We start from the raw sequence: 18396 nt of genomic DNA, 5'->3' as shown, positions 1-18396 counted from the left end.
CGTCAGTTACCCGGTGCCGCCGGCTCAGCCGGCGGTGCACCCTCGGGCGGCGGCCCCGGCTGTTGCGGATTGGCCTGAGCCAGGATGAACGGCACCGGCGCCGATCTGAGATTGCCCAGCTGCACCATCAGGTTGTAGGTCCCCGGCCCGATCGGCTGACGCGGCATCGGGCACTGCGGCGCCGAACTCATACCGGTCCAGGTCACCTCGGTGGTCACCTGCTCACCCGGGTTGAAGGTCTTCACCAGCGTCTCGTTGGACGGCGCGCAGTCCAGGTTCGACCAGAGCCGGTTGTTGTCCAGCGAGTACACGTAGGCGGCCAGCACCGCGGCGCCCACGTCACGCTTGCAGGCCACCAGGCCGATGTTGGTCACGACCATGGTGAACTTCGGCTGATCGCCCACGACGTACTCGGGCTGGCTGGTGATGCCCTTCACCGCGAGCGTCGAATCGGGGCAGTCGTCGCCCTCTTTGAGCAGCGGCGGCGGCGTGACGGCAGCGGTCGGTGTGGCCGTCGGCGGCGGCGCGTGCTGGGCCGGCGGCACCACCGGGGTCTTGACCTCGGGGTTCTCGCCCGGCAGCGGCGTCGGCGGGGCGGCCGCGGCAGAGGATTCGTCGGCGGGCTTGGTCTCGGCTCCGGAGCTGCTGGTCACGATCACCGCGACGATCGCGGCGATGATCCCCACGACGACCACCGCGATTCCGATGGCCAGCGCCCGGCGCCGCCAGTAAATCTGCGAGGGCAGAGGCCCATGAGGTTCGAGATCCAACACGGCTTTCACGGTAAGCCCAGGTCATTCCCAGTTGCCCGAGGCGACTCGGCGTGTCGGGGCTGCGGCAAAATTCTCAGGCTTCGCCGATGTTGCCCAGATGGCTGCGCAGTTCCACGTGACCGTCGGACAGGTGGTAGGTGGCGCCGACGATGGCCTGGGTCCCCGCAGCGAGACCGTTGGAGATCGCGGCCGACCGCATCTGCAGCTGGTTGACCGTCTCCTTGACGTGGTAGGCCTCGAACTCGTCGACGCGGGTCAGGCCGGAATGACGACCCATCAGGATCGACGGGGTCACCCGCTCGACGATGTCGCGCACGTAGCCACCGGGCATCGCCCCCTCGTCGAGGGCGTTGATGGCGGCCTGGACCGCGCCGCAGCTGTCATGGCCGAGGACCACGATCAGCGGCACGTTCAGGATCGACACCGCGTATTCGATCGAGCCCAGCACCGCGTTGTCGAGCACGTGGCCGGCGGTACGCACCACGAACATGTCGCCCAGGCCCTGGTCGAACAGAAGCTCGGCGGCAACGCGGCTGTCGCCGCAGCCGAACACCACGGCGGTGGGCTTCTGCCCGTGTGTCAGCTTGGCTCGACGGGCGATGTCCTGGCTGGGATGCTGCGGTTCGCCCGCGACGAAGCGAGCGTTACCGTCCTTGAGTGCCTTCCACGCGGACACCGGATTCGAATTGGGCATATCAGCCATTTTGCATGAGATGCCGATGAGCATCGACGCGGAGCAGCTCGTCGGCTGGTACAGAGACGCCCAGCGGGACCTGCCGTGGCGCCGACAAGGGGTGACCGCCTGGCAGATCCTGGTCAGCGAGTTCATGCTGCAGCAAACACCGGTGGCCCGGGTCGAGCCGATCTGGCTGGCCTGGATCGACCGGTGGCCCACCCCGTCTGCGACGGCGGCCGCCGGGTCGGCCGAGGTGCTGCGGGCCTGGGGCAAGCTGGGGTACCCGCGGCGGGCCAAACGCCTGCACGAATGTGCCGTGGTGATCGCGGGCGAATACGGCGACGAGGTGCCCACCGACGTCGAGACCCTGCTGACCCTGCCCGGCATCGGTGCCTACACCGCGCGTGCGGTGGCCTGCTTCGCGTATTCGGCCAGCGTTCCGGTGGTCGACACCAACGTGCGCCGGGTGGTCACCAGGGTCTTGCGTGGGCAGGCCGATGCACCCGCCCGCGCCCGCGACCTCGACGATGTCGCCGCGCTGCTGCCTGAGGATGCCACCGCACCGACGTTCTCGGCCGCCCTGATGGAGCTGGGCGCGGTGGTGTGTACGGCCCGCTCGCCGCAGTGCGGCTGCTGCCCGCTGAGCCACTGCAGTTGGCGGTCGGCCGGGTATCCGGAGGGCACGATGACCCGAAAGGTGCAGCGCTACGCCGGAACCGATCGGCAGGTGCGCGGCAAGCTGCTGGATGTGCTGCGCGACAGCAGCACTCCGGTCACCCGCGCCCAACTGGACGTGGCCTGGCTCACCGATACGGGGCAACGGGATCGCGCACTGGACTCACTACTGGTCGACGGCCTGGTCGAGCAAACCCTCGACGGTCGGTTCGCACTCGCCGGGGAAGGCGAAATTACATGAGATCGGCATGAATCCGTTCCGCGGCACACCATTTGGGCCGCGCATCACATAGAACGGATTCATGTCAAGCAAATTCTCAACGACGTTTGCGTGTACGGCAATCGGCCTGGGCGTCGGCCTGGGCGTCGGCCTGGGGCTGGCCGCCCCGGCCAATGCTGCACCGTCCGGCACCGGTTCGGCAGCCGACACCGTGCGGGACCTCCAGAGCCGCGGCTATCAGGTGCAGATCAACTCCAATGCCAATACGGCCCTGTCGAACTGCCGGGTCACGGGGTTGCACGGACTGGCCGACTCCAACATCGACGAGGACGGGTACCGGATCGATTCGGCTCAGCACACCACGGTCTACGTCAACGTGGCCTGCCAACCCGACGGCTGACACATCACGCAGTGACGGCGTCTTCGCCCGCACCGCAGGAGAATTGGCGCCGGTAGTCCGAAGGTGTCACGCCGATGAGCCGGCGGAAGTGATGGCGCAGCAGCGTTGCGGTGCCGAACCCGGCCTGCTCGGCGATCCGGTCGATGTCCAGGTCGGACTCCTCGAGCAGCCGGCGCGCGTACAACACCCGCTGATCGGTGATCCACTGCATGGGGGTGGTACCGGTCTCCTCGACGAACCGGCGGGCGAAGGTGCGGGTGGACATCGCCGATCGCCTGGCCAACGTCGTCACCGTATGCGGCTTGTCCAGGTTGCCCATGATCCAATCCAGGTGCGGCGCAAAACCTTCCGAACACCTGACCGGAATCGGCTGATCGATGAACTGACGCTGCCCGCCATCGCGCTGCGGTGGGACCACCATTCGCCGGGCGATCTTGTTGGTCACCTCACTGCCGAGTTCGCGGCGTACCAGATGCAGGCACGCGTCGATGCCCGCCGCGGTGCCTGCGCTGGTGATCAGATTGCCGTCGTCGACGTACAGGACGTTGCGATCCACCTTGGCGGTGGGATATTTGCGGGCCAAGGCATCGGCGTGCATCCAGTGCGTGGTGCACGGCCTGCCGTCCAACAGACCCGCCGCACCCGCCAGGAACGCGCCCGAGCACACGGTCAGGATGATCGAGCCCGCATCGGCGGCGGCCCGCACGGCGTCCAACGCCTCGGGCAGGTAATCGGAGGTGCCGATCGCCGGGATCGCCACCAGGTCGGCGCCATGCAGGGCGTCGAGGCCGTGTTCGGGCGTCAACGTAGCGCCGACCGACGTCCGCACCGGCCTGCCCGGCTCGGGACCACACACCTTGAAGTCGAAGTTCGGTACGCCGTCAGCGGATCGGTCGATCCCGAAGACCTCACAGATGACCCCGAACTCGAAAACAGCCAGACCGTCGAGCACCAGCGTGGAGACGCTTCTCAGCATGGCAGCATTTTATCGTAAGGTGTCAGCGCTGCCACTGTTGGCGGGATATTTCCCCGACAAGCATTACTGCCATGACTGTTGCACTCGCTCTGATCATCCTGATCTCGCCCTTCGCGGTCGCCGCGGCAGTGGGCTGGGCGGCACGGCGCAGCAAGATCCTGCGGTTCCGCCTCGATCTGTTCGACATCGACCAACCCGACTACGAGACGTATCGCGCCGGCCATGACCTCGACGCGATACGCAGCCGGTTCGAACACCAGCCGGCCTGGCCGAGCGCAGGCGTCCTAGGCGAGCGCCGTTAGAAACCCGGTGACAGCTTCGCGGTACACCTCGGGCGCGTCGTCGTGGATCAGATGACCCGCACCGGGAACGTGCAGATACCTTGTGTCCTGACCGATCTCGGCCATCCGGCGCATCTGCCCGGGCGGCGCCACTGAATTGCCCGCCTCCATGAGAAGGGTCGGAACGCGCACGTCCCGCCACTGCTGCCAGTAGTCCCGCGTCCCCCACTGGGCAGCGATGTCCAGCCACCACTGCGGATACCCGTGCAGCCGCCAACCGGTGGCCGTCCGATCGAACGCCTCCAGGAAGTACTGACCCGCGACGGGCCCGAACTCGTCGTAAACCTCCTGTGCCGAACCGAATTCGACCGGGAGAGCGTGCACCCACGGCTCCCACGGGCCGGTGGTGCGGCCCCGGAAATCGGGGGCCATGTCCTCGACCACCACCGCGCGAGCCAGTTCCGGGCGGGCCGCTGCCAGACACCAGGAATGCAACGCGCCCATGGAATGTCCCACGAACATCACCGGCCGCCCGAGCCCGGCCACGGCATCGCCGAGATCTGCGACGAACCGCTCAGTGCTGATCGGATACGGGTCGACCACATCGCGCCCGCGGTGCCACGGCGCGTCGTAGGTGTACACCTCACCCAACTCCGTCAACCACGGCGATTGGCGTGACCATGTGCTGCCGCGGCCCATCAAGCCGTGCACCAGGACTATGGGCTCGCCGCGGCCCCCTCTGTGGGTGAGCAGATCTGTGACCATCCCGTTATCTTGCCGGGCACTCACGGTAGCCTGAACGGCATGCCTGTCGTGAAGATCAACGCCATTGAGGTACCGCCTAACGCAGGCCCGGAACTGGAGAAGCGGTTCGCCAACCGTGCACACTCCGTCGACAACCAGCCCGGGTTCCTCGGCTTCCAACTGTTGCGTCCGGTCAAGGGCGAAGACCGCTACTTCGTGGTCACGCAGTGGGAAACCGAGGAGGCCTTCCAGGCCTGGGCCACGGGCCGCGCCGCCGAGGCACACAAGGGCGAGCACGCCAACCCTGTGGCCACCGGCGCATCGCTGCTGGAGTTCGAGGTTGTGCTGGACGTTGCAGGGCCCGCTGCCCAGGCGTAGCCGCGGCCGGACGCTGCACCGCACGGTTGGCCTGACGGCCATCACCGCGGTCGTCGCGGCCCTGGCTTGTGGCTGTTCGCAGAGCGTTGCGCCCGCGGCAGAAGTGTCCTACGGCGCGCGCATCGACACCATCACCCCGCCCGGTCTGCGGGCCAAGCAGACCATGGACATGCTCAACTCCGACTGGCCGATCGGCCCCATCGGCGTGCGCACCCTCGCCGTTCCCGAGAAGGTCGATCTGGTCGGTACCAAGATGGACTCCATCTGGTGGGATCGCCCGTTCACGGTCAACTCGGTGGACATCGGGGCCGCGCAGGCGACGTTGCACGTACAGACGTCCTACAACGTCGCCCAGGACATCGAGCTGCGGACCAACGACGTGGGCCTGGTCGACCGCTTCGAGGTCACCCTCGTGCCTCCGAAGATCGACAAGTGGTCCGACATCGACGCCGAACTGACCAAGTCGGGGGCGCGGTACTCCTACCGGGTCTCGAAGGTCAACAACGGCAAGTGCGAGCAGGTCGCAGGCACCAACACCGATATGTCGCTGCCGCTGGCCTCCATCTTCAAACTGTATGTGCTGCTTGCGGTTTCGGACGCGGTCAAGGCCGGGACGCTGAGCTGGGACGACCACCTCACGATCACCAAAGAAGGCAAGAAGCTCGGTTCCGCCGGGCTGGACAAGCTTCCCCCCGGCGCTCAGATCACCGTGCGGACCGCCGCCCAGCAGATGATCTCGGCCAGTGACAACATGGCCACCGATCTGCTGATCGGGCGGATGGGCCCGGCTGCGGTGGAGCGCGCACTGGTGACTGCGGGCCATCACGATCCGGCCAGCATGACCCCGTTCCCGACCATGCACGAGGTGTTCTCCGTTGGTTGGGGCGAGCCGAACCTCCGCGACCAGTGGAAGACCGCCTCCCCCGCCGACCGGGTGGCACTGCTCCAACAGACCAATTCCCGCCCCTACGAACCGGATCCGTACCGCACCCACACCCCGGCTTCCAACGACGGCCTGGAGTGGTTCGCCAGTGCCGCCGACATCTGCCGGGTGCACGCCGCGCTGCAGGCCTCGGCATACGGGCCCGCCGCGCCGGTGAAGGACATCCTCTCCGCACTACCCGGCATCGACCCGGACCCGGCGAAGTGGAAATACATCGGCGCCAAGGGCGGCAACCTGCCCGGCGATTTGACCTTCAGCTGGTACGCGGTGGACTACACCGGGCAGCCGTGGGTGTTCAGTTTCCAGCTGAACTGGCCGAAGTTCCGTAGCCCCACCGCTGCGGGCTGGTTGTTGCAGATTGCCAAGCGGGCATTCGCCATGGCGCCTGTGGGTTAGCTCGGTACGATCCGCTGCATGCCGCTGCAGACGGGGTCGAATTTTGCTGGGTTCACGGTGATACAGCCGCTGGGCTCCGGCGGGATGGGCGAGGTCTATCTGGTCGAGCACCCGCGCCTGCCCCGCCAGGAGGCCATCAAGATTCTGCCGGCCAGCGCCTCGCAGGATCCCGACTACCGCGACCGGTTCACCCGAGAAGCCGAACTGGCCTCAAGTTTGTGGCATCCCAACATCGTCGCCCTGCACGACCGCGGCGAGGCCGACGGCCAACTGTGGATCTCGATGGACTATGTCCGCGGCCAGGACGCTGCGGTTCTGGCGCGGGCGTATCCGGCGGGGCTGCCGCTGCCCCAGGCGACGGCGATCGCCACCGCGGTCGCCTCAGCACTGGACTACGCGCACGGCCACGGGATGTTGCACCGCGACGTCAAGCCCGCCAACATTCTGCTCGGCGAGAGCGACCACGCCGACCAACGCATCCTGCTCGCCGACTTCGGCATTGCCCGCCGCACCGGGGACATCAGCGGACTGACCGCAACCAACACCACCGTGGGCACCGTCGCCTACGCCGCCCCCGAGCAGCTGTTGGGTAACCAACTGGATGGCCGGGCCGATCAATATGCGTTGGCCGCCACGATGTTTCACCTTCTGGCCGGCACACCTCCGTTCGTCGATTCCAATCCTGCCGTCGTGATCGGCAAGCACCTCAGTGCGGCGCCGCCTCCCCTGTCGCAGTTCCGGCCCGAACTGGCGCGGCTGGACCCGGTTTTCGCGCGAGCATTGGCGAAGTCGCCCGCCGACCGCTACCCGAAGTGCTCAGATCTTGCGCAGGCACTTGCCGGTGTCGGCGGCGGTGCCGTGTTCGGTGCGCCGCAATCGATCCATCAGCAGATGACGATGCCGGCTGCGATCGCGCCGATGGCGCAGGCACCGACGCAGTTCGCCGTCCCAGCGGCATCACCTCGCGGGACCGCCGCGGCGGTGGCCGTCATGCTGGCGCTCCTCGTGTTGCTCACCGGCGCGGGCGTGTTCACGGCGTGGCAGTGGTCGCGCCCCACCCCTCATGCCGCGACGTCGACACAGTGGCAGCCGTATACCGATTTCGCCAAGTCTTTCACCGAACGGATGATGTCGGTGAGTGCAAAGAACAGTGACACCGACGTCGATTGGATCTTGGACAACTCGACCGGAGCATTTCGCGACGACTTCGCCTCACAGCGTGACACTTTCGTCCAGACATTGAAAGGAAGCGGTGTCACAACGACCGCGACCACCAAATCCGTGGCGCTGAAGTCCTTCGACGATCGCGCCGAGAGCGCGATGATTCTCGTTGCCGCAGTCGCACAGACAGCGAGCAACGCCGCCCCTGACCAGACCCCTCGAAGCTGGCGACTGATCATGACCATCGAGAAAGTCGACGGCACCTTCAAGACTTCGAAAGTTGAGTTCGCATCGTGACGGGCCGCCAGACGGTTCTGTGGATCATCAACGCCGCATTGATCATCGGTGTCGCCACCGTGACTGCGCTCGGCGGCATCCAGCTGATCGTGAAAAGCCGCCCAGCACCGACCGCACTCGCCGATCAGGCTGACCTACGGCAGGCCGTCACCGATGCCGCGGCGACCAACACCGTCAAGATCATGACGTACTCCTCCGACACCATCGAGCAGGACCTGGCTGCGGGACTTGCGGTCACCACGGGCGCATTCGCCGACTACTACAAGAATTTCACCCAGCAGACCGTCCTTCCTGCCGCGCGCCAGAAGAACGTCAAGACCACGACAACCGTTGTGCAGTCCGGCGTCATCTCCATCGACAACCCCGTCACAGCAGCGGCTTTGGTGTTCCTCAATCAAGTCACCACCAGCACGGACAACCCAGACCCCTCCACCAGTCAGAGCGCCGTGCGGGTGGGCCTGAAGAAAGTCGACGGACAGTGGCGCATCGACAGTTTCGATCCCCAGTGACCTGACCGGCCTCACGAGGTAGCGCTGCTCCGCAGCGTCCAGGCCTGACCACGGAAATTCATCACGGTCCGGCTCATCGGCGCGATATCGATGCGCCAGAACGATTTTGGCGGGGCATCCAGGGCCACCAGGATGGCCGCCCGGATCACCGCGGGGTGAGTGACGGCGACCAGCCGTCCCCGCGCCGAGGCCAGGCTGTCCATCCAACGGTGCACCCGGTTGACGAGGTCGACCACCGACTCGCCGCCGTGGGGCGCCCGGGTCGGATCGGTCAGCCAGACCGCCAGGTCTGCGGGCTGTACGCCGCTCAGTACAGCTCCGCGCCAGCTCCCGAAGTCCAGATCCGCCAGTTGGGGTTCGACCGCCGCCGACAGGCCGAGCAGTTCGGCGGTCTGGCGGGCCCGCTTCTCGGGGCCGCAGTACGCGGCGTCGACGACCCCGAGTTCGACGGTCGCATCGGCCTGCCGATGGCCCAACGCATTCAGTGGCTCATCGGTGGGAAATCGTCCGGCCGCCGTGGCGTCGGTCATGGCATGAGACACCAACGTCAGCCGGACGACTTCACTCACGCGATCAGTTGCTCCTGTCGCTTGCCCTCGAGCACCTTCGACACCAGCGCCCCAAACACCAGTCCGATCGTCGCCCAGATCACCACCTGGGTGCCCAGCGAGTACAGCCGGAACTGGTAGAGGTCATCGGCAGGGAACGTCGACGGGGTCTCATGGATGCCCGGCAGGATGAGGAAGACCACGGCCATCGACACCACGTAGTCCGCGGCGCCGACCAGGGTGGCGTTCCACACCCCCAGCCTCGACGTCAGTCGACGAGCCAGCAGTACCGAACCGACGAACAGCCCGGCCGAGAGCACCACCAACAGCAGGTACAGCAGGGTCCGCTGCTGGATGGTCTCCTCGAGGCTGACCGCAGGTGGGTTCGGCGGGTATTTGAGCGCCGGGACGATCCACAGCGAGACCAGCATGCCGCCGGCGGTCAGCGCCGCCAACGCCCGCGCGGACAGGTTGGCCCTGCCGTACACCGCGCAGAACACGACGGCCAGCAGCGCTCCCATCGCCACGCTGAAGATCAGTACGCCAAGACCCATGCCGATGTTGGACTGCACGCCGCGGGTGAACACCTCGGCGCTCTCACCGCCGCCGTGGGAATGCCCCCCGGCGCCATGCGAATGCTCTGCCGCTTCATGCGCTGCACCGACACCGTTCTCGAAGTCGATTGCCCGACCGATGATCGGCTCGATCAGCAGCTTGGCCCAGATGAAGGCGAACACGCCAGCTAGGGCGCCGGCCAGAAGGCCGCGCCCGATGATCTGTTTTTCCATTTTGTTCGGGATCTCCGCTGCGTATCAGTGGCAGGGGAAACCGAGCAGGTGCCGGGCGTCGTGCACGAACTCGTGCACGTAGGTGTTATTGCCCAGAACCGAGGTTGCGCCTTGGTCCATCCCGACGAAGTAGAGGGCCAGCAGCGCGATGAACGCCGTCAGGGTCAGCCAGAGCACCGCCTTGGTGGCCGACAGATCGATCGCGGGGGCGTGGCTCTTGCGTGCCGCAGTGGGAGTCATACCGGTCCTTTCCGGGAATTCGCGTCCCAGTCCGTGTCGTGACAGGTAAGGGTCTGACTGTTAACAGTGGCGCGGCCGTCCTGGATTCTCACCAGGTTCCTCTGCCTGTCGATTACACCAGCATCCTAAACACCGCGCAGGAGTTCTCCGCATCGGCAGGTATGAAACCGGCATGAAAAATGCCCCCGCCGTTGCGGCGGGGGCATTTTTCGTCTTGGACCTTATTCGGCGGTCGCTCCGGCCTTCGCCAGATCCGGCCCGTCGGAGCCGGCCGCCTTGGGCGCTCCGGCGAACGTGAACTTCGCGTTCTCGCCGGCACCCTCGCCGTCCCAACCCTCGACGTCGACCGTCACCAGCTGGCCCGGGCCGATCTCCTCGAAGAGGATCTTCTCGGAGAGCTGGTCCTCGATCTCACGCTGGATGGTGCGCCGCAACGGGCGGGCACCCAGCACCGGATCGAAGCCGCGCTTGGCCAGCAGGGCCTTGGCCTTGTCGGTCAGCTCCATCGCCATGTCCTTGGCCTTGAGCTGGTTTCCGACCCGGCCGATCATCAGTTCCACCATCTGGACGATCTCGTCCTGTGTCAGCTGGTGGAAGACGATGATGTCGTCGATGCGGTTGAGGAACTCAGGGCGGAAGTGCTTCTTGAGCTCGTCGTTGACCTTCTGCTTCATCCGCTCGTAGTTGTTCTCGCCGCCACCCTGGGTGAAGCCGAGGCCAACCGCCTTGCTGATGTCGGACGTGCCGAGGTTCGAGGTGAAGATCAACACGGTGTTCTTGAAGTCGACCGTGCGGCCCTGACCGTCGGTGAGGCGGCCGTCCTCCAGAACCTGCAACAGGCTGTTGTAGATCTCCTGGTGGGCCTTCTCGATCTCGTCGAACAACACGACCGAGAACGGCTTGCGACGCACCTTCTCGGTGAGCTGGCCGCCCTCTTCGTAGCCGACGTAGCCCGGAGGGGCACCGAACAGCCGCGACGCGGTGAAGCGGTCGTGGAACTCACCCATGTCGATCTGGATGAGCGCATCGTCGTCGCCGAACAGGAAGTTGGCCAGCGCCTTGGACAGCTCGGTCTTACCGACACCGGACGGGCCGGCGAAGATGAACGAACCGGACGGGCGCTTCGGGTCCTTCAGGCCGGCGCGGGTACGGCGGATCGCCTTTGAGACGGCCTTGACGGCATCCTCCTGGCCGATGATCCGCTTGTGCAGCTCATCCTCCATACGCAGCAGACGCGTGGTCTCGGCCTCGGTCAGCTTGAACACCGGGATACCGGTCCAGTTGCCGAGCACCTCGGCGATCTGCTCGTCATCGACCTCGGCGACAACATCGAGATCGCCTGAGCGCCACTGCTTCTCGCGCTCGCCACGCTGCGCGACCAGCTGCTTCTCCTTGTCGCGCAGGCTCGCGGCCTTCTCGAAGTCCTGCGCGTCGATCGCGGACTCCTTCTCCCGGCGCGCGTCGGCGATCTTCTCGTCGAACTCGCGCAGGTCTGGCGGTGCGGTCATCCGGCGGATGCGCATCCGGGCGCCTGCCTCGTCGATCAGGTCGATCGCCTTGTCCGGCAGGAACCGGTCGTTGATGTACCGGTCGGCCAGGGTTGCCGCGGCCACCAGCGCGCCGTCGGTGATCGAGACGCGGTGGTGCGCCTCGTAGCGGTCACGCAGACCCTTGAGGATCTCGATGGTGTGCTCGACGGTCGGCTCACCCACCTGCACCGGCTGGAAACGACGCTCCAGAGCGGCATCCTTCTCGATGTACTTGCGGTACTCGTCGAGCGTGGTGGCGCCGATGGTCTGCAGCTCGCCACGGGCCAGCTTCGGCTTCAGGATCGACGCGGCGTCGATCGCGCCCTCGGCAGCACCCGCACCCACGAGCGTGTGCAGCTCGTCGATGAACAGGATGATGTCGCCGCGGGTGTTGATCTCCTTGAGCACCTTCTTGAGGCGCTCCTCGAAATCACCGCGGTAGCGGCTGCCGGCCACCAGCGAACCGAGGTCCAGGGTGTAGAGCTGCTTGTCCTTGAGCGTCTCGGGGACCTCGCCGTGCACGATGGCCTGGGCCAGGCCCTCGACGACGGCGGTCTTGCCGACGCCGGGCTCGCCGATCAGCACCGGGTTGTTCTTGGTGCGGCGGCTCAGCACCTGCATGACCCGCTCGATTTCCTTCTCACGGCCGATGACCGGATCGAGCTTGCCCTCCATGGCGGCGGCGGTCAGGTTACGGCCGAACTGGTCGAGGACCAGCGAGGTCGACGGGTTGCCCGACTCGCCACCACGACCACCGGTGCCGGCCTCGGCGGCCTCCTTGCCCTGGTAACCGCTCAGCAGCTGGATGACCTGCTGGCGCACGCGGGTCAGCTCGGCGCCGAGCTTGACCAGCACCTGGGCCGCGACGCCCTCGCCCTCACGAATCAGGCCGAGCAGAATGTGCTCCGTGCCGATGTAGTTGTGGCCGAGCTGCAGCGCCTCGCGCAGGGACAGCTCCAGCACCTTCTTGGCGCGCGGCGTGAACGGGATGTGCCCGGACGGGGCCTGCTGGCCCTGGCCGATGATCTCCTCGACCTGGCTGCGCACGCCTTCCAGCGAGATGCCCAACGACTCCAGCGACTTGGCGGCTACGCCCTCGCCCTCGTGAATAAGACCCAACAGGATGTGCTCGGTCCCGATGTAGTTGTGGTTGAGCATCCGGGCCTCTTCTTGCGCCAGGACGACGACCCTGCGGGCACGGTCGGTGAATCTCTCAAACATCGGTGGTTACCTGCTCTCCATCGCTAGCGATACCCGCGTACGGCCGCGTTCTGTCGGTTTTCCAATAGCCCGCACGTAGTACCTACCGTCCACTCTAATGGGCGGCCGTCCCGGGCGCGGAGGTTGGCGGTCCGTTCCGCAGAGCGATCACCCGGTACGAGCTGTCCACATGTAGTTCTGCAGATGAGCAACGCCGCCGGTCGGCGAATCGTTTCCGAAATCCACGGCTTTCCGGTTCGCCACTAGCGAAAAACTCCGGACCGGGAATTCTCACCGGTCCGGAGCTGGCAACTATCGGTTAAGTTGCAGTCGTTTATGTTGCGGCATGGAAAGCGTCGATGACGTCGGCGGGGATCCGGCCACGGGTGGACACGTTGTGCCCGTTGCGGCGGGCCCATTCGCGGATGGCGGCACTCTGCTCTCGATCGATGGCGCCACGGCCACGGACCGGGCCTGCCGCCCGTCCGCGTCGACGCCCACCGACCCGGCGTCCGGCCTCCACCCACTGCTTCAGATCGTTACGGAGCTTGGCGGCATTCTTGGAGGAAAGGTCGATCTCATAGGTAACACCGTCGAGGCCGAATTCGACCGTCTCATCGGCGGTGGCCTCACCGTCGAAATCATCGACCAACGTGACGGTCACTTTTTTCGCCATTACCCCGCACCGAACCCTTCTGCATACGCATTGGTGACTACACCTGAGTATCCTGCACCCGCGACCCAATGTGCCACAAAAACGCAAACATTTCCAACGACCTGTCGATCAAGTCGGATCGGTTGCACTGGCTAGTTACTGTGACGGCGAACAATCGGGAACAAAACCGTCTCCCGAATAGACAACCCCGTCAACGCCATCAACAAGCGATCGATACCCATTCCGGTACCCGTTGTGGGCGGCATCGCGTACTCCAATGCGGCAAGGAAATCGTCATCGAGAACCATTGCCTCGTCGTCGCCGGCGGCGGCGGCACGGGCCTGGGCTTCGAATCGTTCCCGCTGGATTACCGGGTCGATGAGTTCGGAATATCCGGTGGCGAGTTCGAAACGCCGCACGTAGAGATCCCATTTCTCGGTCACTCCGGGGATGCTGCGGTGAGCCCGGGTAAGCGGCGAGGTCTCGACCGGGAAGTCGCGCACGAACGTGGGAGCCCACAACTTCTCTCCCACGGTGTGTTCCCACAGTTCCTCGACCAATTTTCCGTGCCCGTAGCCACGGTCCCGCGGAATCTCCAACTCGAGTCCCTCGGCAATACGCCACAAGTACTCAACTGATGTGTCGGGCGTGATCTCCTCACCGAGCGCCTCAGACAGCGAGGGATACATTTCCAATGTGTCCCATTGGCCGTCGAGATCGTAGACAGTGCCATCGGGCAATGGCACTTGACGCGTGCCGATCGCCTCGTCGGCAACCTCTTGAATGAGTTCCCGCGTGACTTGCGCCGAATCGTTGTAGTCACCGTAGGCCTGATATGTCTCCAACATCGAGAATTCCGGCGAGTGTGTGGAATCGACGCCTTCGTTACGAAAGTTCCGATTCAACTCGAAAACCCGGTCAAAACCGCCGACGATGCAGCGTTTGAGGAACAATTCCGGCGCAATCCGAAGGTACAGATCAACGTCGAGCGCATTGGAATGGGTGATGAACGGCCGTGCCGCCGCCCCGCCGGCCAGCGTTTGCAGCATCGGCGTCTCGACCTCGAGGAAACCGCGCCGTTCCAGTGCCGCCCGCACCGCGCGCACCACTGCCACCCGCTGACGCGCGATGCTGCGCGCCTCCGGACGCACGATGAGATCGACATAGCGCTGACGCACGCGGGCCTCTTCGCTCATTTCCTTGTGAGCAACGGGGAGCGGTCGCAAGGCCTTGGCCGCCATCTGCCACGAATCGGCCAGCACCGACAGCTCACCGCGCTTGGAGCTGATCACCTCGCCGTGGACGAACACGATGTCGCCCAGATCGACGTCGGCCTTCCACGCATCCAGCGACTCCTGCCCCACCTGGGCCAGGCTGATCATCGCCTGCAACTGCGTGCCGTCGCCCTCCTGCAGCGTCGCGAAGCACAACTTGCCGGAATTCCGGGCGAACACCACCCGACCCGAGACACCGACCATCTGGCCGGTCTGGGTGTCGACGGCCAGATCCGGATAGGCGGCGCGCAGTTCGGCCAGCGAATGGGTCCGCGGAACGGTCACCGGATAGGGCTCGCGGCCTTCTGCCAGCAGGCGCTCCCGCTTGGCCTGACGAATCCGGAATTGTTCAGGAAGGTCGGCCTGGGACTGGGACGCGTCGTCGCGATCGGCTGGGCTCACAAAATGCCAGCTTAAATGAACACGTGAGCGCTCAATTGCACGCCGACAAGGTGGCAGCACTCGACCATGAGCCGCTGGACTGGCGGTTCAAGGGCATACCCGCTCCCCGGTGGGGGTCAGACCGCCCTCCAGGTGTGCACAACCTCACACCGGTCACCGGGCCGGCTTGAGCCTGCCCCGCTGGCTGTCGCGGTTGCGCTCGAACACCAGGCGCAGGCCGTCGAGGGTGAGGTGGCGGTCGTAATGCTCGACTGTGCGCAGGTCCGGCAGCACCAAGGGAGCGGTGTAGCCGGTGGCCACCACCGCGACGTCGCTGCCGGAGAACCCGTCGACGTCCTCGCGGATCCGGCTGACCAGTCCGTCGACCAGCCCGGCGAACCCGAAAACCGCACCGGCCTGCATGCATTCCACGGTGTTCTTGCCGATCACCGAGCGCGGACGGGTCAACTCGACCCGGCGCAGCGCGGCCGAGCGGGCGGCCGCGGCGTCGGAGGACACCTGCACACCGGGTGCGATCGCCCCGCCGAGGAACTCACCTTTGGCTGACACCACGTCGACGCAGATCGACGAGCCGAAGTCGACGATGATCGCCGCGGTGCCGTATTTGTGGTAGGCGGCAAGGCAATTCACGATCCGATCGGCGCCGACTTCCTTGGGGTTGTCGACCAGCAACGGGATACCGGTACGCACGCCGGGCTCGATCAGCACATGCGGCACAGAGGGCCAGTACTGCTCGAGCATCAGACGCACCTCATGCAGCACCGAAGGCACGGTGGACAGCCCCGCGGCCCCGGTCAGGTGCTCGGAGTCGTCACCGATCAGGCCGTCGATGGTGAGCGCCAACTCATCGGCGGTCACCTCGGATTCGGTCCGGATCCGCCACTGCTGCACCACTTTCGCGTGGTCTCCGGAACCGGAGATCAGTCCGACCATGGTGTGGGTGTTGCGGACGTCGATGGCGAGCAGCATTATCGCGGCGACATCAGTTCGGACGCATCTGCGGGGACGTACGCGGGGTCGTGGCTGTGTTCACCGAGGTCGATGTGCTTGTTGTCGGCGTCCACGAACACGATCCGCGGCTGGTAGGTGCGAGCCTCGGCGTCCTCCATCACCCCGTAGGCGATGAGAATGACCAGGTCGCCGGGGTGGATGAGATGTGCTGCGGCACCGTTGATCCCGATCACCCCCGTGCCACGCTCACCGGTGATGGCGTAGGTCACCAGCCGGGCACCGTTGTCGATGTCGACGATGGTCACCTGCTCGCCTTCGAGCAGGTCGGCCGCCTCCATCAAGTCGGCGTCGATGGTCACCGAGCCCACGTAGTGCAGGTCGGCCTGCGTCACCGTGGCACGGTGGATCTTGGATTTCAGCATGGTGCGTTGCATCAGTTCCTCCAGGGCAGTTCGTGATTGTCGCCGTCGCCGACGCGAGGGTGTCCGTCGATTCCGGCGGACGCCCCGATGTCGACAGAGATGTTGTCCAGCAGTCTGGTTCGGCCCAGCCGAGCCGCCACCAGCAGCCGTGCCTGGCCCTCGCCCGGCGCGGGGCCCAGCATCGGGTCCCGCACCTCCAGGTAGTCGACGTCGATCGCGGGTACCTCATCGAGCACGGCCCGGGCCGCATCGATGGTGGCCGACGCGCCGCCGGCCGCGGCGTACTTACCGGCCAGCAGCGCCGCCGACAACGCCCCGGCCTGCTCACGTTCATCGGCGTCCAGGTATCGATTCCGCGACGACATCGCCAGTCCGTCGGATTCGCGGACGATGGGAACTCCGACGATCTGTACGTCGATGTTGAGATCGGTGACCATCTGCCGGATCAATGCCAGTTGCTGATAATCCTTTTCGCCGAAGAAGGCCCGGTCGGGCCGGACGATCTGGAGCAGCTTGAGCACGACGGTCAGCACACCGGCGAAATGACCGGGGCGCGAGGCGCCTTCGAGCTCGCCACCGGCAGGACCCGGTTGCACACTGGTCCGCGGGCCGTCCGGGTACATTGCCGAACCGGTTGGGGTGAAAGCGATCTCGACCCCTTCGGCACGCAGCGCGGCCAGGTCCTCATCGAGGGTGCGCGGGTAGGCGTCGAGATCCTCTCCGGCCCCGAACTGCAACGGGTTGACGAAGATCGACACCACCACGACGGCACCGGGGACGCGCTTGGCGGCGCGGATCAGCGTCAGGTGGCCCTCGTGCAGCGCACCCATGGTGGGTACGAGGGTGACCCGGCGCCCGCTGGCGCGCAGGGCCCGGGTGACGGCCGCGACATCGGCAGGTGCCGAGTAGACGTTCAGTTCACCGGCGACGAACTTGGGAGGGTTGCTCTGGGTCATCCTTGACTCGTTTCAGGGCTGGTTTCCGGGCCGGTGCCTGAGAGCACCTCGAAGACGTCCATGGGCGCGTGGGCGCGTTGGGCGGTACGCAGCGAATCGGCCCGATACGCCTGGGCCAGTTGATAATCCAATGCGCGTAGGGCATTCAGATGCGCGGCCACCGCTGCTGCGTCACCACGCGCAACAGGTCCGGTCAATGCGGCCTGGCCGCGTTGGAGCGCATTTTCCAGCGCGGCCCGGGCCAGTGGGCCCACCACCCGCTCGGGCAGACCGCCGGGGGCATCGCCGACAAGTTCCTGGCCGAGCAGTTCCTCGCCGCGCAGTGAGGCCCGCAGGGTGTCGACGGCGTCGAGCACCAGGGTGACCAGGTGGTTGCTGGCATGCGCCAGCGCCGCGTGGTACTGCGTCCGCGCGTGCTCGGGCACCCGGAACGGCTCACCGCCGATCTCCAGCACCAGCGACTGACCGATCGCGTACCCGACTTCGTCGGCCGCGGTGATCCCGAAGCACGTATCGGGCAGCCGCGCGAGGTCCTCGTCGGAGCCGGTGAACGTCATCGCCGGGTGAATGGCCAACGGAATGCACCCCTGCTCGGTCAGCGGGGCCAGTACCGCGACCCCGTTGGCGCCGGAAGTGTGCACCACGATCGTGCCGGGCCGCACCACGCCGGTGGCTGCCAGACCCGACACCAGTGACGGCAGCTCGGCGTCCGGAACCGTCAACAGCAGGAGTTCGGCCCGCTGCGCCACGTCGGGGACGGGAAGGATCGAGGTGTCGGGCAGCCGGCGCTGCGCCCGCAGCCGCGAGGCCTCGGAGATCGCGCTGCACGCCACCACCACGTGCTCGACCCGTTCCAGGGCATAGCCGAGCGCCGTGCCGACCCGGCCGGCCGAAATGATGCCGACGCTGAGCCTGGCAGGACGCAATCCCTCAGGGGGGGACCACCCGTTTGCAGGGGGCTGCTCCATCGCAGACGACCTCACAGGATGAATAGGTTCTTCT

Annotated in this window: 22 protein-coding genes; 8 read left to right on the top strand and 14 right to left on the bottom strand. The window is 66.0% G+C overall.

The annotated features are described in order from the left end of the window. Positions 1-2: 2 nt before the first annotated feature. Together ACZYZ7_RS17375 and ACZYZ7_RS17370 are read right to left on the bottom strand one after the other, a co-directional pair. Entirely contained in the window at positions 3-773 is a 771-nt protein-coding gene (locus ACZYZ7_RS17375) for a hypothetical protein (RefSeq protein ID WP_210115591.1), read from the bottom strand. A gap of 73 nt (positions 774-846) precedes the next feature. Next, positions 847-1467 carry a carbonic anhydrase gene (locus ACZYZ7_RS17370; RefSeq protein WP_135458943.1) on the bottom strand — a complete coding sequence of 207 codons (621 nt, stop codon included), beginning with the start codon at positions 1465-1467 and terminating at the stop codon, positions 847-849. Positions 1468-1492: 25 nt separating this feature from the next. Here ACZYZ7_RS17370 and ACZYZ7_RS17365 point away from each other — a divergent pair, with 25 nt between their 5' ends. Then, a complete protein-coding gene (locus ACZYZ7_RS17365) occupies positions 1493-2365 on the top strand; it encodes an HhH-GPD family protein (RefSeq protein ID WP_463741405.1) in 873 nt (290 codons plus the stop codon). Positions 2366-2426: 61 nt separating this feature from the next. Then, a complete protein-coding gene (locus ACZYZ7_RS17360; RefSeq protein WP_463741404.1) occupies positions 2427-2744 on the top strand; it encodes a hypothetical protein in 318 nt (105 codons plus the stop codon). A gap of 4 nt (positions 2745-2748) precedes the next feature. Here the strand turns inward: ACZYZ7_RS17360 and ACZYZ7_RS17355 are convergent, their stop codons facing one another. Further along, positions 2749-3720, bottom strand: coding sequence for a GlxA family transcriptional regulator (locus tag ACZYZ7_RS17355; RefSeq protein WP_450072415.1), 972 nt, complete (start codon positions 3718-3720; stop codon positions 2749-2751). Between the two features lie 71 nt (positions 3721-3791). Between ACZYZ7_RS17355 and ACZYZ7_RS17350 the strand changes: the two genes are divergently transcribed. Continuing rightward, entirely contained in the window at positions 3792-4022 is a 231-nt protein-coding gene (locus ACZYZ7_RS17350) for a hypothetical protein (RefSeq protein ID WP_135458951.1), read from the top strand. Here the strand turns inward: ACZYZ7_RS17350 and ACZYZ7_RS17345 are convergent. Further along, positions 4005-4766, bottom strand: coding sequence for an alpha/beta fold hydrolase (locus ACZYZ7_RS17345; protein ID WP_463741403.1), 762 nt, complete (start codon positions 4764-4766; stop codon positions 4005-4007). The genes ACZYZ7_RS17350 and ACZYZ7_RS17345 overlap by 18 nt on opposite strands. A gap of 39 nt (positions 4767-4805) precedes the next feature. On the opposite strand from ACZYZ7_RS17345, the gene ACZYZ7_RS17340 reads away from it, so the two are divergent. The 4 genes from ACZYZ7_RS17340 to ACZYZ7_RS17325 are packed head-to-tail and all read left to right on the top strand — an operon-like array spanning position 4806 to position 8429. Continuing rightward, the gene (locus tag ACZYZ7_RS17340) at positions 4806-5123 is read left to right on the top strand and encodes an antibiotic biosynthesis monooxygenase family protein (RefSeq protein WP_064883921.1); all 318 of its coding nucleotides are present in this window, start codon (positions 4806-4808) and stop codon (positions 5121-5123) included. Continuing rightward, positions 5098-6462, top strand: a complete 1365-nt coding sequence (locus tag ACZYZ7_RS17335) for a serine hydrolase (RefSeq protein ID WP_450072413.1) — start codon at positions 5098-5100, stop codon at positions 6460-6462. Before ACZYZ7_RS17340 ends, ACZYZ7_RS17335 begins: the two co-directional genes overlap by 26 nt. 18 nt (positions 6463-6480) lie before the next feature. After that, entirely contained in the window at positions 6481-7920 is a 1440-nt protein-coding gene (locus ACZYZ7_RS17330; protein ID WP_463741402.1) for a serine/threonine-protein kinase, read from the top strand. Further along, positions 7917-8429 (top strand): hypothetical protein, encoded by a 513-nt coding sequence (locus ACZYZ7_RS17325; protein ID WP_135458957.1) that lies wholly within the window; start codon positions 7917-7919, stop codon positions 8427-8429. The genes ACZYZ7_RS17330 and ACZYZ7_RS17325 overlap by 4 nt, the downstream gene beginning before the upstream one ends. Positions 8430-8440: 11 nt before the next feature. Here the strand turns inward: ACZYZ7_RS17325 and ACZYZ7_RS17320 are convergent, their stop codons facing one another. The 6 genes from ACZYZ7_RS17320 to lysS form a co-directional block, all read right to left on the bottom strand. Then, on the bottom strand, positions 8441-8998 hold the full coding sequence (locus tag ACZYZ7_RS17320) for a histidine phosphatase family protein (RefSeq protein ID WP_463741401.1): 558 nt from the start codon (positions 8996-8998) through the stop codon (positions 8441-8443). Next, the gene (locus ACZYZ7_RS17315; protein ID WP_463741400.1) at positions 8995-9765 is read right to left on the bottom strand and encodes a CbtA family protein; all 771 of its coding nucleotides are present in this window, start codon (positions 9763-9765) and stop codon (positions 8995-8997) included. The genes ACZYZ7_RS17320 and ACZYZ7_RS17315 overlap by 4 nt, the downstream gene beginning before the upstream one ends. A gap of 24 nt (positions 9766-9789) precedes the next feature. After that, positions 9790-10005, bottom strand: a complete 216-nt coding sequence (locus ACZYZ7_RS17310; RefSeq protein WP_463741399.1) for a CbtB domain-containing protein — start codon at positions 10003-10005, stop codon at positions 9790-9792. Between the two features lie 221 nt (positions 10006-10226). After that, on the bottom strand, positions 10227-12755 hold the full coding sequence (gene clpC1, locus ACZYZ7_RS17305) for an ATP-dependent protease ATP-binding subunit ClpC (RefSeq protein ID WP_450072408.1): 2529 nt from the start codon (positions 12753-12755) through the stop codon (positions 10227-10229). 313 nt (positions 12756-13068) lie between these two features. Next, positions 13069-13410, bottom strand: a complete 342-nt coding sequence (gene lsr2, locus ACZYZ7_RS17300) for a histone-like nucleoid-structuring protein Lsr2 (protein WP_135458967.1) — start codon at positions 13408-13410, stop codon at positions 13069-13071. Positions 13411-13541: 131 nt separating this feature from the next. Next, entirely contained in the window at positions 13542-15065 is a 1524-nt protein-coding gene (gene lysS / locus ACZYZ7_RS17295) for a lysine--tRNA ligase (protein WP_135458969.1), read from the bottom strand. Positions 15066-15088: 23 nt separating this feature from the next. Here lysS and ACZYZ7_RS17290 point away from each other — a divergent pair, with 23 nt between their 5' ends. Continuing rightward, positions 15089-15235 carry a hypothetical protein gene (locus tag ACZYZ7_RS17290; protein WP_463741398.1) on the top strand — a complete coding sequence of 49 codons (147 nt, stop codon included), beginning with the start codon at positions 15089-15091 and terminating at the stop codon, positions 15233-15235. Here ACZYZ7_RS17290 and ACZYZ7_RS17285 read toward each other — a convergent pair. Genes ACZYZ7_RS17285 through ACZYZ7_RS17270 form a run of 4 tightly spaced genes read right to left on the bottom strand, consistent with a single transcriptional unit; the run spans position 15219 to position 18362 of the window. Next, a complete protein-coding gene (locus ACZYZ7_RS17285) occupies positions 15219-16034 on the bottom strand; it encodes a type III pantothenate kinase (protein ID WP_135458971.1) in 816 nt (271 codons plus the stop codon). The genes ACZYZ7_RS17290 and ACZYZ7_RS17285 overlap by 17 nt on opposite strands. Further along, positions 16034-16450 (bottom strand): aspartate 1-decarboxylase, encoded by a 417-nt coding sequence (gene panD / locus ACZYZ7_RS17280; protein WP_135458973.1) that lies wholly within the window; start codon positions 16448-16450, stop codon positions 16034-16036. The genes ACZYZ7_RS17285 and panD overlap by 1 nt, the downstream gene beginning before the upstream one ends. After that, on the bottom strand, positions 16450-17394 hold the full coding sequence (gene panC / locus ACZYZ7_RS17275) for a pantoate--beta-alanine ligase (RefSeq protein WP_450072407.1): 945 nt from the start codon (positions 17392-17394) through the stop codon (positions 16450-16452). The genes panD and panC overlap by 1 nt, the downstream gene beginning before the upstream one ends. After that, entirely contained in the window at positions 17391-18362 is a 972-nt protein-coding gene (locus ACZYZ7_RS17270; protein ID WP_135458977.1) for a Rossmann-like and DUF2520 domain-containing protein, read from the bottom strand. Before ACZYZ7_RS17270 ends, panC begins: the two co-directional genes overlap by 4 nt. Between the last annotated feature and the right edge of the window lie 34 nt (positions 18363-18396).

This window comes from Mycobacterium sp. IDUB_17 (assembly GCF_055419465.1).
The sequence above is the reverse complement of the archived record's forward strand: the minus strand, read 5'-3'. Positions and strand labels throughout refer to the sequence as shown.

Coding starts and splice junctions, on each gene's coding strand:
- ACZYZ7_RS17310 (WP_463741399.1), bottom strand. CDS start 10,005: ATGACTCCCACTGCGGCACGCAAGAGCCACGCCCCCGCGATCGATCTG.
- ACZYZ7_RS17285 (WP_135458971.1), bottom strand. CDS start 16,034: ATGCTGCTCGCCATCGACGTCCGCAACACCCACACCATGGTCGGACTG.
- lsr2 (WP_135458967.1), bottom strand. CDS start 13,410: ATGGCGAAAAAAGTGACCGTCACGTTGGTCGATGATTTCGACGGTGAG.
- ACZYZ7_RS17360 (WP_463741404.1), top strand. CDS start 2,427: ATGTCAAGCAAATTCTCAACGACGTTTGCGTGTACGGCAATCGGCCTG.
- ACZYZ7_RS17340 (WP_064883921.1), top strand. CDS start 4,806: ATGCCTGTCGTGAAGATCAACGCCATTGAGGTACCGCCTAACGCAGGC.
- panD (WP_135458973.1), bottom strand. CDS start 16,450: ATGCAACGCACCATGCTGAAATCCAAGATCCACCGTGCCACGGTGACG.
- ACZYZ7_RS17315 (WP_463741400.1), bottom strand. CDS start 9,765: ATGGAAAAACAGATCATCGGGCGCGGCCTTCTGGCCGGCGCCCTAGCT.
- ACZYZ7_RS17270 (WP_135458977.1), bottom strand. CDS start 18,362: ATGGAGCAGCCCCCTGCAAACGGGTGGTCCCCCCCTGAGGGATTGCGT.
- ACZYZ7_RS17355 (WP_450072415.1), bottom strand. CDS start 3,720: ATGCTGAGAAGCGTCTCCACGCTGGTGCTCGACGGTCTGGCTGTTTTC.
- panC (WP_450072407.1), bottom strand. CDS start 17,394: ATGACCCAGAGCAACCCTCCCAAGTTCGTCGCCGGTGAACTGAACGTC.
- clpC1 (WP_450072408.1), bottom strand. CDS start 12,755: ATGTTTGAGAGATTCACCGACCGTGCCCGCAGGGTCGTCGTCCTGGCG.
- ACZYZ7_RS17365 (WP_463741405.1), top strand. CDS start 1,493: ATGAGCATCGACGCGGAGCAGCTCGTCGGCTGGTACAGAGACGCCCAG.
- ACZYZ7_RS17330 (WP_463741402.1), top strand. CDS start 6,481: ATGCCGCTGCAGACGGGGTCGAATTTTGCTGGGTTCACGGTGATACAG.
- ACZYZ7_RS17345 (WP_463741403.1), bottom strand. CDS start 4,766: ATGGTCACAGATCTGCTCACCCACAGAGGGGGCCGCGGCGAGCCCATA.
- ACZYZ7_RS17370 (WP_135458943.1), bottom strand. CDS start 1,467: ATGCCCAATTCGAATCCGGTGTCCGCGTGGAAGGCACTCAAGGACGGT.
- ACZYZ7_RS17350 (WP_135458951.1), top strand. CDS start 3,792: ATGACTGTTGCACTCGCTCTGATCATCCTGATCTCGCCCTTCGCGGTC.